The following is a 14731-nucleotide window of genomic DNA, read 5'->3' on the forward strand; positions in this document are numbered from 1 at the left end:
CTTGAGCATAGGTACCTCCCAATTCAGCTACTTAGACATTGGTCATTGCAGGCTATTTGTGTGTGAAGTTTGTGGTACCTTCCTAGTGTAGTGTCTCCGAGTTCTCTTTACAATAATTGTTGACAATAATGCGTCGTAGTAGCCGGTGCCTCATTGTAAAGCTATGTTAGAGACACTACACTAACAGGGTGATGAAAAACCCTTTCGACCAACCCCCGTGCGGCCCATCTGGGCCGCCTCCCCCTTCCTGGCCAGGAAGGAGCCTTCTGCGGAAGGGGGAAAAGATTGTATCTGGGGGACACCCCCAGAATCTGGTTTCGGATTCTGCTAACGTCATTCTGTAAGAATGACGCCCAGACACCCCTGCCATAAGGGGGCGCCCCTGAGAAGGGCCGGAATCCCTCTGTACTCCCCTTTTTCATCAGTCTGCTAGAAGTCGGCGTTTCTTAACTCCAGGTATTTTGATTCCCGATTGTCACCAAAAAACGATTCCCAATTCTCTTTCATCAGAATTGGTGGATAAACGACTCCATTTATAAGTTCATCTCTTCTGTACCACCCAACTTCAACTATCCCCTCATCAATTGCACCTTGCGTCTGTTCCACTTGCCCACCGACGATATTACAGAGGAACCAAATCTTGACCATTCTATAGCGATTAGAAAGCAAATCTTCAACGAAGAGTAATTTATAGGGGCTTACTTCGAGTCCTGTTTCCTCTTCCACCTCCCTCATCAAAGCCTGGGTAATACTCTCGTCGTTGCCGTGCACACCTCCACCTGGTCCAACAAGGTAACTTCTACTGTGCCGATCATTATATCTGACGAGTAGAATTCTCTCCTCTTGTATTATTATGGCTCCGGTGGCAATTCTTTGTTCTCTACTCATATTTTTCATATCTACGGGTAATATCTAATTGAACCGCATTGTTAATATAGCACACTCTGAATGATTTAGTTCACAGGTTTCCAATAATGCCCTTAAGTTCCCAAAATACACGCCAGCAGGCCGAATTGCCCGCTACTGCCGTTCGCTAATTCCAGAACGATACCTGTTGTGTTTCTGTGACTTTCTGTTGATACTCTCCGGGCGGTTTGTGACATTTATGTGACTTCGCATATGTAGTATATGGAGTATGAGAACTGATTCGGCCATTTCCCACAAAGTGCACGAGGGGATTTAATCCAAGGGTGGTTAAAAATGGTCAGTAGGGCGTATAACCCTCTTGAACGATTGTTTGGGGGGATAGAATTTTGGTTAGAAGAGATGTGGTTGTCGGGGTATTCATTACGGCTTTCCTCGCACTTGGTCTTTGCGCCAAGGATGCGTTGGAGCAAGCGGTGGCTGGGCGTGGGGGGGCAATCATGACAGAGATGGTCAATTCATGGCCCGGTCTAGTGATTGCGTTAGTGGTGTTGGGCTTTTCAGGTTGGTGGTTAATAAGAGACACAAGAAAAGCAGAGCGGAAAGAACAAGAACGGCAAGCAGAACTACAGGCAGTCTTGGAACGTATGGACAAGGCGCTAGAGCAAAATACTGCCATACTATCACGACTGGAGGCACGAGATGGCTCAGAGAATACCACATCAGAAGAGTGACCACATAAACTGCAAACACTGTGGTTCTGAGGCCGTCGGTAAGTACGGCACCCGCAGTGGCATACAGCGTTACTGGTGCAAGGTCTGCAAGCGCAAGTTCGTGGACAAGGACACTCTGCCCAAGATGAGGACGCCCGTGAAGGTTATCGCCTCTGCTGTAGGTATGTACTACGGGGGGATGCCACTGGACAGCATACAGCGCCAGATAGAGCAGGACTACGGACTCCGTATGTCTGAGCCTGGCATCTATTGGGTAGTACGCTTCTCAAGGGATGCCGTAATCAAGGCTAAAGAGTTCAGGCCAAAAGTTGGTGATACGTGGATAGCTGATGAAACGGTGATTAAGTCTGGTGGTAAGAATATCTGGTTTTGGGACATTATAGACGCTGATACCAGATACTTGTTAGCTACGTATATATCGGAAACCCGCAAAACTAAAGACGCTCAAGCGCTCATGGAGAAAGCTACCAAAGCTGTGGGCAAAGTGCCGAAGGATGTTGTTACTGACCGCCTAAGAGCCTATATAGACGGCATAGAACTAACCTTCGGCTCTGAGACCAAACATATTCAGAGTAAGCCATTTGAGGAAGGCAACCTGACCATCGGATTGAATATCATATTCTCGGCTTATTTTAAGCTGAAGATGGATGAGCGGAATGGGGCACTTGCCTCTGGCAACGGACCGCTGCTGGCCGCAATGTAATCTGCGCATAGATACTTAGCTACTGCTAATAATATGAGCAGGAAAACCGATGACGCTCCACTAGTCGAGTGCCATTCCATCGATGGATAGGCGGAATGTCAAACATGGAGAGTCGAAGGAATGAAGAATGTCAAGAAAGCTGCTGAAGTAACCGCCCAGTTCTTCGGCATGGTTGTCGGCAACAATTTCACCACACCCCCTGGTTAATCTCTGAACTGTACTCAAGGCTGGAATTGTCCTGCCAGGGGTGATTTCTTAGCGGGTAGACCAAAGCAGAAGGTGAATAAGGAATTTTCATCGTCGTTCTAGAATATCAAAACGCACACCATGTATCACACCACCTATGCCGACGATTAGTCAGGTCAAACGTAGCAGGCGGTTATCGTGAATCAACCCCGATTGAACTTAACCAGTAAGAACTACGAAATCATAGCTGAGCTTCTTGAGAAAAGCGCCGAACTGGTCAGAACCGAAGACGTGGCGCTGGTCAGGAGGAAGTACGACCTCCTTACCAAAGTGGTCAAGGCCAATTCGACAGCGGCAAGAATGTCCGCGGTCATGGAGTTCAGAGCGACCGCCAAGGAGCTACTCAACAGTCGAGACACCTTTATAGCGTGGAAGAATGAGGATACTACGCCAGCCATGGGTCTGACAGAAAATTGATCATTACCGATAACAGCGCTCAAAGCAGCATAGGGCTGGCCGTGCTAGGCCTCTACCGGGATAAACTCACCCCGCCGGTGCAGATTGAACTGAAGGTCCGTGGCGGGCAGCAGGTTCTGGTAGTGACCGGGCCACAGGCCACGTTGGAGAGCAATTCCTTCGGCTGGGGACGGCTCGATGAACGGACCAAGGCCCTCTGGCAAGCGACATCCGTACTGGGGTGGTCATTACCCCTTGAGCTCCTCCAACAGATACCGCCAGACCAGGAGCGTCTCATTCGGGGGAGCAAGTGAAGCGGCTCCCCAGGTCGTGGCGCTACGCGGGGGTAGAATATGGCAAACAGGAGGTTCTGATGTGACACTAACGGACGGTCGAGGGGATCTACCTCCTGAGCGGTGACCGAATGCGAAGTAAGGAACGGTTTGAGGAACTGGCGCAATACCTGATCGAAGTGCCTTCTTGGTAGAGAGTCCCCGGAAGAGGGTTTTATAGCTGTTACCATAGGTCTCACTAAGACAGGCCTGGAGACGGTTAAGGTAGCGGGTGACCCCCGCCCCACTCGGTCCCACAGTCGGGTGAAACCCTTACATAGCACCTACTCTTCGGAAAAGCGGACAGGAGTTAGATCCTATTTCCAGAGAGCCATAGGCGCTGGTCCATCTGCATCTGCTTTGTCAGTGTGGTCTTCGGTAAGCACCTCGCGGAAACGCTTCTAGACAAAGGGATAGATTCCCTTCACATCATAGTGGCACTCCAGTAACTCCAGCAGGAACAGCTGACCCGTGGAATAGGAACCTTCCATAACAATAACAGCCTGATGTCTCTGGAGGAGCACCGTTGTAATGATCTCACATCGTAATCATGGTGCCGGGGCACTTGCATTCCTCACCTCCAACCTTGTCAGAAGTGACACCGACGTAATCGGTGTATAGCTTAGTCGGCAAGGCTCTTGTGTATCCGTGTGGGGTGCCCTTAGTGATCGTATCACTTGTTGAGCTAGGGTCCCCAGTGACAGAGATCGGGATGGTGTGAAGCTCCATTCGCCGAGGAGCAAGGTTCATGAGGAATCCAGTGAGTGCACCATAACCATGGAAAGCCCGAAACTCAGAGCTATCATCTCTATATACTCCAGGTGGTCTGCCTTGGGAAATAGGGCCATTACAGGTGTGTAGCCGGGAAAGAAAAGTAGAAAAGGCAGCCCGAGGGTGAGATGCGGAGTGCACTGGATGGAAAGATCGAGAGAATGATAATAAAAAGTGCTGTCAGTGCATTTATCAGGAAAAGCATGTTCGCGAATCTTCTTATCATATACAAATCAATCATGCCATGATTCCTGTCCCCTGAAAAAGACTCGTTCGGTAACACTCTGTTTTGACGTAACACGAGTACTACACTATAGAGCTTCATATATGAGCCCGTTTTTTGATTTACCGGAACTCAGGCAAGTCTCACGGTATAATTGTATGACAGGAGTGAAGGTGAGGACTGGATTGGTATCCGCTGCACAGCTTGCTAGGGTGTGCTAATTATTCGGATAGACATACGTCCTCTCAGTCACGAATCAACTCTTTGGGAAGGGAAAACGAGTCAGGTATTTTTTCACGTATTCAATAGCATCTACCTGACGGGGATCGATTCCACCAAGCACGGCCAGGTATAAACTGAGATAATCACCAAAAAGAGCCAGGCTCATCATCTGGGCCAGAGGGCTTTTCCCGGTGGACTGCACTACGGTATGCTTGATATCCACCTTTTCAAGTAGTTTCCTATTAGCCTTATAGTGAAGCTGTACTCGTGGATGCAGCAGGTCAGAGTACAGCAGTATTACGAATAGATTTTCTCTAAGAGTAGAAGTAGATTCATAACCCACGACTACATTGTGGCTGAGCTCCGGGAACTGTTCGGATACGGCCCAGGTCTTGCTGTTCTCGTTGAGTTGCGTCTTCCATCGGCGTGCAACTGGTGCCAGTATACCATCACCATATACTGCTATCATGTGGTCCGGAAGCCGGACTGCCAGCTATTTTACCGGGTTGGAGATCAGTGGTGTGTCCTCTCGATAGTCATACTGCACACGAAACAGCAAGGTCAGTGCCTCCTGGACATTTATGGACTGGTCTGCCAGCGCATCCACGTTCTGTAGAATGCTGAGTAGAGGCAGGAAGCTGTGCGGGAAGCCCGCTCTGGGAAGTGCTTCTGCTTCTATGATGAAGGAGGGAATGCCTGCCTGTCTGGCTTGCTCACCGAGTCGACCTCCGGTGGTGATAGCTATCTTCCTGGCGGGACTACGGATTGCCGCAGTGAAAGCGGAGACAATCTCCTCGGTATTCCCGGAGTAGCTTGAGGCTATTAGCAGGGTGTCTTCGTCGACAAACGAGGGCAGACCGTAGTCCTGGTGCACGAGGACGGGTACACGGCCTTCAGTAAGTGCCAGACTCCTGGCCATCTCGCCTCCAATGGCAGAAGCACCCATGCTAAGGACGATGACCTTTCCCACGCGAGCCGCGCCTGCTCCGGGAACTCATGAAGGTAAGAGAGCATCCGTGCCACACCGGGTTGTTGGTAGCTCTCTGAACTATCAAGATTGACCATGTCTACTGACCTGGACCTTTCGTAGGGTGACCTGCGGCCTGCCTATTGCCGATGTAGCCAACTATACCGCACATGTCTGCTCCTCAAGAATCCCGTACCCGTCTCTGCGGGCGTTCCTGCTTATACCATATAGAAAAATTCTATGCCAGGCATGTAGTAAAGTCAACACGAGGGGTCTCTCCAATATACTCACCGTCCACGTAACCTGAAAAGTGTATAGTGTGTTCTGGACACCCGCACATCCTGATATTGGCATTGGTAAAGGTGAGTAGTATAAGATACAATTGATGGCTATAGACGTGTGTGGCAAAAGTTCGTGGGCGCAGTGGAGCTGACATGCAGGTGGCAATACTTGCCGGAGGATTGGCGAGCAGGCTCGGATACTTGACCGAGAGCCGCCCCAAGTCCCTAATGATGTTCAAAGGTAAGCCGTTTCTCGAATACCAGCTTGAGCAACTTCGGCAGGCCGGAATTAAGGACATCGTTCTGTGCATAGGATACCTGGGAGAGCAGATTCAAGAGTGTATCGGAAACGGGGAGAAGTATGGGATGCATATCCGGTACAGCGTTGAGAAGACGCCCCTCGGTACTGCTGGTGCTCTCAGGAAGGCTGAGCCTCTGCTTACTGACCCATTTTTCACGCTGTATGGGGATTCGTACGTCTTTGTTGACTTTGGCAGAATAATACGCCATTTTCTTTCTAAGGATAGGTTGGCTCTGATGACAGTTTACAGGAACTACGACCGATTCGACAGCAGCAACACGGCGTTCAACGGAAGGATCGTCACTCGGTATGATAAGGAAGTGAAAACAGAGGACATGGTCTATATTGACTACGGAGTTAACGTCTTCAGGAAACAGGTCTTGGACATGATTCCAGAGGGTCGGTCTTACTCGCTGGGAGACATCTTTCGTGGACTTATTGCCACGGAGGACCTGCTGGCCTTCGAGGTCGAGCAGCGCTTCTACGAGATAGGCTCTCCACAGGGACTCAAAGACTTCAGGAAGTTTGTCGGGAGTGCAGCATGATACTCTCAAGGGCTCCATCCAGGATTACGCTCGGTGGTGGGGGAACGGACCTGGAATCTTATTACTCTAAACACGGAGGGTTTCTGATTGCTGGCGGGATCAACAAGTACTGCAGCATCCTGGCCAATCACAGGTTCTACAATAGTATCCGCCTTAGCTACTCTCAAGCAGAGATCAGAGACAGTATTGACGAGATAGAGCACAGGATTTTCAAAGCGGCGCTCATGCTTCTTGGAATTGACAGTGCGATAGAACTGCACTCCACGGCGGACATTCCCTCCGGTTGCGGCCTGGGTACCTCTTCCAGCTTCACTGTTGCCCTACTGAACGCGCTACACGCATACAAGCGGGACTTCGTAGGCCACTGTCAGCTTGCCGAAGAAGCCTGCCATATAGAGATCGACATTCTAGGGGAACCTATCGGTAAGCAAGACCAGTACATGGCTGCTTACGGCGGGCTGACCTGTCTCACGTTCGAGAAGAATGGAAGAGTCTTTGTGGAGCCCCTGAGGGTCTCGCGTGAGACGATTGACCAGCTGGAGACCAATGTTCTTCTCTTTTTCACGGGCAAGGAAAGGAGTGCCTCTGAGATACTTATCGAACAGGACACCAAGTCCAAACAGGACGACCCTGACATGATCAACAACCTTCACCGCATCAAGGATATCGGCCTCGAGATGAGGAAGTACCTGGAGAATGGAAAGCCAGATGCATTAGGGGAGCTTCTCCATACCCACTGGGAGATAAAGAGGAAGCGTTCCAAGAATATGTCTGACGCTTGTATCGACGAATATTATGAGCTTGCGCGAAAGAACGGTGCGGCTGGTGGGAAGCTTATCGGGGCTGGCGGCGGCGGATTCCTAATGTTCTACTGCGAAAACAGTCACAAGCACAGTGTTATTAAGGCTATGCTGCAACGCGGTCTGAGATGGGAAAGGTTCCGGTTTGACACGGAGGGTACCAAGATTCTGGTGGATACGTAGAGGAGGCCATGTGAAGGGCAGTCAATACATGTGAAGAGCAGTCAATACATTGAAGACTATCTTAAAGAGGCAGCGAGGATTGTCAGAGAGCTCTCAATAGCCGACGTAGATAAGGCCGTTGCTCTCCTTTTTGATGCGTGGAAGAAAAACAATAACGTTTTCACATGCGGTAACGGCGGTTCTGCTTCCACGGCAACTCATTTTGCCTGTGACCTGACGAAGACTGTTGCACCACCCGGCAAGAGAGGGTTCAAGGTGGAGTGTCTGAACGACAATATCCCGCTGGTACTCGCGCTTGTCAATGATGACGGTTTTGACAACCTGTTCAGCGAGCAGCTCAAGACTAAAGCGCAGAAAGGCGATGTCCTCATTTGTATCAGTGTCCATGGTGGTTCGGGAAAGGACAAGGCAGGACCGTGGTCACAGAATCTCCTTAAGGCAATGGAATACATGCGGGAGAATGGGGGCAGGACGATAGGATTGAGCGGCTTCGATGGTGGAGCGATGAAAGACCTGGCCGATGTCTCAATTGTTGTTCCGGTGGACTCTACCCCCCACGTTGAGTCCTTCCACCTGGTACTGGAGCACCTCATCTGCAGCTGCCTCAGAGAGAGGTTGGCGGAGAATTGAGCAGTATGGCGGCAGTATTCCTTGACAGAGACGGGGTGATAAACGAACTCGTCTACTACGAGGAGCATGGTATAATCGATTCCCCGTTCACCGTGGGCCAGTTCAGACTTCTTCCGGGTGTTACTGAGGCAGTCCGACAGTTGCGTGATGATGGTTACAAGGTGGTCCTCGTCTCGAACCAGCCGGGTATTGCCAAGGGACACATGTCTCGGGAGGCCTTTGACAGAATCAAGGAGAGAATGAAAGAAGAGCTGGCCAAAGGAGGAGCTTGCCTTGACGGCGAGTACTACTGTCTGCACCACCCTGAGGCGGTGGTAGCAGAACTGAGAACCAGTTGTGAATGCCGGAAACCCAAACCGGGGTTGCTCCTTCGAGCGGCAAGGGACTTTGACATAGACTTGTCCAAATCATGGATGATAGGAGATGGCCTGACAGATGTGTTGGCTGGGAAAGCAGCCGGATGCCAGACGATACTCCTTGGCAGGATGAAGTGTGATGTGTGTCGACTGATGGATGACCTGGATGCGAGGCCGGATGGCGTCGCGACACACCTGGCGGAGGCGGTCGGGATTATCATCGGAAAGAAAGGTTTAGCATGCAGATCTTCATTGATACGGCGAGTGTAAGTGAGATAGAGAGATGGCTTGGCATGGGAGTGATAGATGGTGTTACCACCAATCCCAGCATCATGCTGAAAGATGGCATGTACAACCTGGAGCGAGGGGCTAAGGCAATCGCTGCCCTGGTTGACCCGCTTCCTACAAGTGTCGAAGTAACCACAAACGATCTTGACGGAATGATTATCCAGGCGCAGAGGATTGCGTCCTGGGCACCGAACATGGTCGTCAAGATACCGCAGATTACGCCGGATGGTATACCCTGCTATGGTGTAATTTGTAGGCTCGAGGCAGAGGGAATAAGGGTTAACGCTACGGTCGCCTTGTCATTGGGACAGGTGATTCTGGCGGCAAAGTCTGGCGCGAGCTATATCAGCATCTTTGGCGGCAGAATTGCTGATGAGGGCGGTGATGCACCCGAGGTCATCAGGATGGCAGCGGACTGGCTAGAGCAATGGAACTTCAAGAGCCGGCTGGTCATCGGGAGCATCAGGTCAGTTGGTGACATCTTGAACGCTGCAATGGCTGGCGCCCATGTCGTCACTATCCCTCCGCAGTTTCTGGACAAGATGGCAGACCATAGGTTTACCAGGGAAACCGTAAGACAGTTTACTGACGACGCCCAGAAGGCCCTGGAGATGATGGAGAGTATCGGAAGCTGACTAGGCAATGAACAGACCTCAAGGTTGTCCCACTTTCGCTGACCACATACAATGCGGCATGCTTCATCCTTCTTATCCCCATACCGCAGTTATACTAGAATCTAAGCGTTTAATGCAACCACTTTTACCTTGTCTATCGGCGAGCCACTTACATCCCACCAGCAAGCTGACGGGTATTTAGCAGAGGTTTGATAAAAAGGAATGAGGAAAAAAGAAACTTGTCCCGCTATTACTATAGTTATATGTGCCCTTAACGAAGAGGAAAACCTACCCTATGTTTTACCTAAAATACCGGGTTCGGTAAATGAGGTCCTTCTTGTTGACGGACATTCTACCGATGCAACTGTTGAAGTAGCAAAAAAGCTATGCCCTAAAATTAGAGTGCTATATCAGTCCGGTAAAGGGAAGGGTGATGCTATAAAATTCGGGGTCAGTCAGGCCACTGGTGATATCATTATTACTCTCGATGCTGACGGTCAGACCAACCCGGAGGATATTGATAGATTTATTGCCCCCCTTCTCAATGGATACGACCTCGCTAAAGGTACACGCTTGGCTCACAGTCGTCCACCGAATATGTCCAAACACCGATGGTTCGGCAATAAGATTCTCGCAATCACATCAAATATTCTATATGGTACTAAATACACTGATATATGTTCTGGCTATAATGCTTTCTGGAAAAGCGCTTTCCAGCACCTGAAACTTGCTACTAACGGCTACGAAAAACAAATCCGAGCAGTGCGCCAGACACATTCGCCATCACCAAAAAGAGGGCATTGGAATAAAGTGGCACGCGAACAAGTGTCCTGGCTCTATCCGTGGACGTAATGATTCCGATGATATCCGCGATAAATCTGTAGAGTTGAGATTCCTTCAATTTCATTTGGTTGATATGTTACCCTTAAAACAGCAAGCTCCCGAGTTTCCCATAAAGTCTACTTTACATCTACCCATATTTGAAGCTGCATGTAAGGATCGATTAACTCATTTTTAAATAGCAGGAACTCTACTTTCTGATGATTCCCTACCTCCCGGGGTTTGAAAGTGGCGATAGCCTCATATTTCTCGTCGTTTTTAAGAACTATCGGACCAAGAGTGCTAACTGCAATTCCATCTATCTTTGTTTCAATCTTATAGCTCACATCCTGTTGCTCATGATTGATAATGCCTAGAGTTACGTTCTCTGTATCACCCAAATTAAGCTCTGTTGGATAATTACTAGCCTTGCCCTCCAGATTCAATACATAAAACTCCGTAAATCTCTCGCTCGTTTTAGGCACGGCAACAGTATATACTACGGCCCCAATCGTACCAAGTATAACGAATACCAGAATAATGGATAAAATCTTTTCTACTGAATTTCGCTTACCCCATGAAGCAAGGTCAATATGGAACGCCAACTTCTCTTCATCTAGTAGTCTCCGTTGGCTCAACCACGCAATTGCTGAAGTAATAGCCACAACAGCGGAGAGAGAGTAGAGGATGGAATTCAGGGTGATACCCCATGACGTATAGTTCAAAGCTAACCCGATAAGCGGCACTATGACAAGACTGAGTCCAAAGGATAAAGCAAAACGCTCGATGTCATTAAGACTCTCTCTTCTGGGGAACAAAGCGGAAAGCGAAGTGTATCCCGGAAAGAACAGTAAGAACGGCAGACCCAGGATTATCCTCAAGACATTATCGGGCAAAAAAGCGATTAACAGAATTAGCAAAAGCGTAAGTGCATTTATGCATAGAAGTATGTGGTTGGTTCTTATCCTCACACTGAAACACTCCGTAACAGGACAAGATATTTAGTACGATTATATCATATGTGATACGTCGTAGTATGACTAGGCTGTATCCCATAACTAGTGGAAATTCGATCTGGCCATATACTACCCCGGTGTACCATCTCAGTCAATCCATTTAGGCAACCAGTATTTCCTCTAAGAATTCCAGTCTGATTGGTTCCTGCTCCAAAGTCTTTGATGCATCTGAGGTGGTCCCTAAAACTTGGACAGATGGTTAAGAGCGGGTTCTGCTCCTATAATGAATACGGAATAGGAGGAGAACATGAAACAGAACCGAAGAAAGCACACCCCATCGTTCAAAGCCAGAGTAGCTCTGGAAGCATTAAAAGGTGAAGAAACAATAGCCGAACTGGCCAATAGATTTGAGGTTCACCCCAGTCAGATTTGCAAATGGAAGAATTCTCTGGCTGAGGGCGCCGCCGGCATCAGCTTTATCTTTGTTTTCCTGGGACACAACTCGCTCCTTTCACTCTCTGGTCAGTCTACTACCTCTAAAGGAGCTTGTGCCACCCGCCTGGAGTGTACGGTTTTAGTGACCCCTTTTGTGTCCCATTATCGCTGACGGTCTACACTGAGCGAGGCCAGGATTCAGACGGAGGCTGAAGTGATGGCGCAAGGGCCCGAGCACATAGACGTTGAGATGGTGAAGTCATACGCTCAGGATCTGAGAAATGTGCTGGAAGAGGCCAGTTTTACCGAGAGTAAAACCTTCCTCCGTTCATTCATAGAGAAGATCGTCATAGACGGAAGCGAAGCCGTGATACACTACAACCTGCCAGTACCACCGGACGGGAAGAAGAAAGAACAAATAGGAGTTCTGCCTATTGTCACCCCTGGTGGAGCTGAGGGGATTCGAACCCCTTACCTATTGAATGCCATTCAATCGCTCTCCCAATTGAGCTACAGCCCCATGACTATATTCTACAACTTATGGGTGTGGTTTTACCACCCCTACGCCGGTGCTTCCGCTGCCTTTGATGTAAAAGTCAGCTCGTCCCCTTCCACATCGACCACCACGGTATCGCCCTCGTTGAACTCACCCCTGAGAACCTGAGTTGACAGCGGGTTCTCCACGTAGCGCTCAATAGCCCGTCTCAGTGGCCGGGCGCCGAACTGCGGGTCGTAGCCTGCCTTTGCCAGCCAGGACCTGGCTTCCTCGGTCAGCTCAATGCTGAGCTTGCGCTCCAGCAACCGCCCCTGCAGGTCCTTGATCATCAGCTCCACGATTTGCCTCAGTTGTTCCTCGGTTAGCTCATGGAAGACAATAGTCTCGTCCAGTCGATTGAGAAACTCGGGGCGGAAGGTTTTTTTGACTTCGGCCATAACCTTCCCTTTCATCTCCTCGTAGCCTCGCTTCTGAGCGCCGGAATCACCCTTTCTCGTTGCGGCAAAACCGATGGCACTCTCCCGCCGGATAAGCTCCACGCCAGCGTTGCTGGTCATGATTATCACGGTATTCTTGAAATCCACCGTCCGCCCGTGGCCGTCCGTCATGCGGCCGTCGTCGAGGACCTGGAGCAGGGTATTGAACACCTCGGGGTGTGCCTTCTCAATCTCGTCGAGCAGGATGACCCGGTAGGGCCGACGCCTCACCGCCTCGGTAAGTTGCCCTCCCTCCTCGAAGCCAATGTATCCGGGTGGAGCACCGATGAGGCGTGATACGGTGTGCCTCTCCTGGTACTCGGACATATCCAGGCGCACCATGGCATTCTCATCGTCGAACAGGAATTGGGCCAGGGCGCGTGCCAACTCCGTCTTACCGACACCCGTCGGGCCGAGGAATATGAAGCTCCCGATGGGCCGTCTGGGGTCCTTCAGCCCGGCCCGACTCCGGCGAATGGCCTCGGAGATGGCTACGACCGCCTCCTCCTGGTTCACCAGCCTCTCGTGGATACGCTCCTCCATGAAGAGCAGCTTCTCCGCCTCACCCTCGAGCATCTGGGATATTGGAATACCCGTCCAGATGGATATCAGGCTGGCGATATCGTTCTCATCGACCACCTCACTGATTTTCTCCTTTTGCAGCCATTCGCTTTTAGCCCCGTCGTACTCCTCCTCAAGCTGGAGCCGCTCTACCTTGAGCTGGGCAGCGGTCTCGTAGTCCTCTCGCTGCGTGGCCGCTTCCTCCTCATTGGTCAACTGCTTGAGGCGCTGTTCAAGTGACTTTACCTCAGGCGGGGCACTCTCGGTATCAATGCGCAGCTTGCTGGCTGCCTCGTCAATCAGGTCAATCGCCTTGTCCGGCAAGTATCTATCCGAAACGTAGCGCTGGCTGAGACGGGCGGCCGCTTCCAGTGCAGCATCGCTGATTTTTATTTTGTGGTGAGCTTCATACCGCGGGCGCAGTCCGTGCAGCATCTCGATAGTGGCCTCAACAGTGGGCTCACCAAGGAAGACAGGCTGGAGGCGCCGTTCCAGGGCTTTGTCCTTCTCAATGAATTTGCGATACTCATCAAGCGTGGTGGCACCGATACACTGCAACTCACCGTGCGCCAGCGCCGGTTTCAGCATGTTGCTGGCATCTATCGCTCCCTCGGCCGCGCCGGCACCAACCACGGTGTGTATCTCATCGATAAACAGTATTATCTCGCCTTCCCCCTGCCGGACCTCATCCATCACCGCCTTGAGCCGCTCCTCAAACTCACCGCGGAACTTGGTGCCCGCGACTAAAGCCCCCATGTCCAGGGCAACTACCTTACGGCCCTTGAGAGAGTTCGGCACATCATCCGCGGCAATCTTCTGGGCCAGCCCCTCGGCAATCGCGGTCTTGCCTACTCCCGCCTCACCGACAATCACCGGGTTGTTCTTGGTGCGTCGTGTGAGCACCTGCATCACGCGCTTTATCTCATCCTCACGACCGACTACCGGGTCGAGCTTACCCTGACGCGCCAGCTCGGTGAGGTCACGACCGTACTTCTCCAGTGAGCGGTACTTGCTCTCCGCCCGGGCGTCGGTTACTCGGTGACCACCGCGCAGCTTCTGAAGGGCTGAATATACCTTTTCCTGGTTAACACCAGACCGGCCAAGAATACCGGCTGCTTCACCCTTTTCTTCACCAGCTATGGCAATCAGTAGATGCTCGGTACCGATGAACTCGTCCTGAAGCCTTCTCGACTCGGCATCAGCCGCCGAAAAAAGCGCCGCTATTCGTGGTGTTGCGTATATCTGCCCAACCTCGTAGGTAATCTTGGGTATCTTCTCCAGTGTCGCTTCGGCCTCGCGCTGCACCGCCTCTACGTTTACGCCCAGGTCCCGGAGTATATCACCTACCAGACCCCTCTCCTGCCGAAGTAAAGTCAGGAATATGTGTTCCACATCCCACTGGTTATGACGGAATTGCCCGACAAGCTGTTGCGAACTGGTAATCGCATCCCACGCCTGCTCAGTAAATCTCTCCTGCCTCATCATCTACCTCCCAACAGCTCAATTATGCCAGGCGCCCGGTTACGGCGTCA

The 14731-nt window shown here is 50.9% G+C and carries 16 protein-coding genes, 1 tRNA gene and 1 pseudogene; 11 read left to right on the plus strand and 7 right to left on the minus strand.

The genetic code is table 11. The features are described 5' to 3' along the window. Positions 1-429 precede the first annotated feature (429 nt). Positions 430-888, minus strand: a complete 459-nt coding sequence (locus VMW13_09045) for an NUDIX domain-containing protein (protein ID HUV44961.1) — start codon at positions 886-888, stop codon at positions 430-432. Between the two features lie 365 nt (positions 889-1253). Between VMW13_09045 and VMW13_09050 the strand changes: the two genes are divergently transcribed. Both VMW13_09050 and VMW13_09055 read left to right on the plus strand, forming a co-directional pair. Continuing rightward, positions 1254-1598, plus strand: a complete 345-nt coding sequence (locus tag VMW13_09050) for a hypothetical protein (GenBank protein HUV44962.1) — start codon at positions 1254-1256, stop codon at positions 1596-1598. Further along, a complete protein-coding gene (locus VMW13_09055) occupies positions 1567-2301 on the plus strand; it encodes a DDE-type integrase/transposase/recombinase (protein ID HUV44963.1) in 735 nt (244 codons plus the stop codon). The genes VMW13_09050 and VMW13_09055 overlap by 32 nt, the downstream gene beginning before the upstream one ends. A gap of 60 nt (positions 2302-2361) precedes the next feature. On the opposite strand, the gene VMW13_09060 is transcribed toward VMW13_09055, so the two are convergent. Continuing rightward, a complete protein-coding gene (locus tag VMW13_09060; GenBank protein HUV44964.1) occupies positions 2362-2526 on the minus strand; it encodes a hypothetical protein in 165 nt (54 codons plus the stop codon). 174 nt (positions 2527-2700) lie between these two features. Between VMW13_09060 and VMW13_09065 the strand changes: the two genes are divergently transcribed. Together VMW13_09065 and VMW13_09070 are read left to right on the plus strand one after the other, a co-directional pair. After that, positions 2701-2964 carry a hypothetical protein gene (locus tag VMW13_09065; GenBank protein HUV44965.1) on the plus strand — a complete coding sequence of 88 codons (264 nt, stop codon included), beginning with the start codon at positions 2701-2703 and terminating at the stop codon, positions 2962-2964. Beyond that, the gene (locus VMW13_09070) at positions 2961-3257 is read left to right on the plus strand and encodes a hypothetical protein (protein ID HUV44966.1); all 297 of its coding nucleotides are present in this window, start codon (positions 2961-2963) and stop codon (positions 3255-3257) included. Before VMW13_09065 ends, VMW13_09070 begins: the two co-directional genes overlap by 4 nt. Positions 3258-4525: 1268 nt before the next feature. On the opposite strand, the gene VMW13_09075 is transcribed toward VMW13_09070, so the two are convergent. Together VMW13_09075 and VMW13_09080 are read right to left on the minus strand one after the other, a co-directional pair. Beyond that, positions 4526-4984, minus strand: coding sequence for an SIS domain-containing protein (locus tag VMW13_09075; protein ID HUV44967.1), 459 nt, complete (start codon positions 4982-4984; stop codon positions 4526-4528). Beyond that, positions 4985-5461, minus strand: coding sequence for a hypothetical protein (locus VMW13_09080; GenBank protein HUV44968.1), 477 nt, complete (start codon positions 5459-5461; stop codon positions 4985-4987). 437 nt (positions 5462-5898) lie between these two features. On the opposite strand from VMW13_09080, the gene VMW13_09085 reads away from it, so the two are divergent. From VMW13_09085 to VMW13_09110, 6 genes are all read left to right on the plus strand, one after another. Further along, entirely contained in the window at positions 5899-6585 is a 687-nt protein-coding gene (locus VMW13_09085; GenBank protein HUV44969.1) for a sugar phosphate nucleotidyltransferase, read from the plus strand. Beyond that, positions 6582-7568: a GHMP kinase gene (locus VMW13_09090; protein ID HUV44970.1), complete on the plus strand. Its 987-nt coding sequence runs from the start codon at positions 6582-6584 to the stop codon at positions 7566-7568. Before VMW13_09085 ends, VMW13_09090 begins: the two co-directional genes overlap by 4 nt. Before the next feature lie 30 nt (positions 7569-7598). Next, a complete protein-coding gene (locus VMW13_09095; GenBank protein ID HUV44971.1) occupies positions 7599-8198 on the plus strand; it encodes an SIS domain-containing protein in 600 nt (199 codons plus the stop codon). A 5-nt stretch (positions 8199-8203) separates the two neighbouring features. Then, positions 8204-8824, plus strand: a complete 621-nt coding sequence (locus tag VMW13_09100) for an HAD family hydrolase (protein HUV44972.1) — start codon at positions 8204-8206, stop codon at positions 8822-8824. Next, on the plus strand, positions 8794-9477 hold the full coding sequence (locus tag VMW13_09105) for a transaldolase family protein (GenBank protein HUV44973.1): 684 nt from the start codon (positions 8794-8796) through the stop codon (positions 9475-9477). The genes VMW13_09100 and VMW13_09105 overlap by 31 nt, the downstream gene beginning before the upstream one ends. Positions 9478-9678: 201 nt before the next feature. Beyond that, positions 9679-10308: a glycosyltransferase family 2 protein gene (locus VMW13_09110; GenBank protein ID HUV44974.1), complete on the plus strand. Its 630-nt coding sequence runs from the start codon at positions 9679-9681 to the stop codon at positions 10306-10308. A gap of 107 nt (positions 10309-10415) precedes the next feature. On the opposite strand, the gene VMW13_09115 is transcribed toward VMW13_09110, so the two are convergent. After that, entirely contained in the window at positions 10416-11246 is an 831-nt protein-coding gene (locus VMW13_09115) for a DUF1616 domain-containing protein (GenBank protein ID HUV44975.1), read from the minus strand. Between the two features lie 292 nt (positions 11247-11538). Here VMW13_09115 and VMW13_09120 point away from each other — a divergent pair. Continuing rightward, positions 11539-11703, plus strand: a pseudogene (locus VMW13_09120) (transposase). A gap of 407 nt (positions 11704-12110) precedes the next feature. Here the strand turns inward: VMW13_09120 and VMW13_09125 are convergent. After that, positions 12111-12186: transfer RNA gene (locus VMW13_09125), tRNA-Ala, on the minus strand. Positions 12187-12227: 41 nt separating this feature from the next. Next, positions 12228-14684 (minus strand): AAA family ATPase, encoded by a 2457-nt coding sequence (locus VMW13_09130; protein ID HUV44976.1) that lies wholly within the window; start codon positions 14682-14684, stop codon positions 12228-12230. Positions 14685-14731: the final 47 nt, after the last annotated feature.

The sequence above is a fragment of the Dehalococcoidales bacterium genome, assembly GCA_035529395.1.
Taxonomy (GTDB): Bacteria; Chloroflexota; Dehalococcoidia; order Dehalococcoidales; family Fen-1064; genus DUES01.

What these genes read in the sequence shown, in the direction of transcription:
- VMW13_09045 (HUV44961.1), bottom strand. Translation starts at nt 888, where the DNA reads ATGAGTAGAGAACAAAGAATTGCCACCGGAGCCATAATAATACAAGAG.
- VMW13_09055 (HUV44963.1), top strand. Translation starts at nt 1,567, where the DNA reads ATGGCTCAGAGAATACCACATCAGAAGAGTGACCACATAAACTGCAAA.
- VMW13_09090 (HUV44970.1), top strand. Translation starts at nt 6,582, where the DNA reads ATGATACTCTCAAGGGCTCCATCCAGGATTACGCTCGGTGGTGGGGGA.
- VMW13_09100 (HUV44972.1), top strand. Translation starts at nt 8,204, where the DNA reads ATGGCGGCAGTATTCCTTGACAGAGACGGGGTGATAAACGAACTCGTC.
- VMW13_09105 (HUV44973.1), top strand. Translation starts at nt 8,794, where the DNA reads ATGCAGATCTTCATTGATACGGCGAGTGTAAGTGAGATAGAGAGATGG.
- VMW13_09110 (HUV44974.1), top strand. Translation starts at nt 9,679, where the DNA reads ATGAGGAAAAAAGAAACTTGTCCCGCTATTACTATAGTTATATGTGCC.
- VMW13_09130 (HUV44976.1), bottom strand. Translation starts at nt 14,684, where the DNA reads ATGATGAGGCAGGAGAGATTTACTGAGCAGGCGTGGGATGCGATTACC.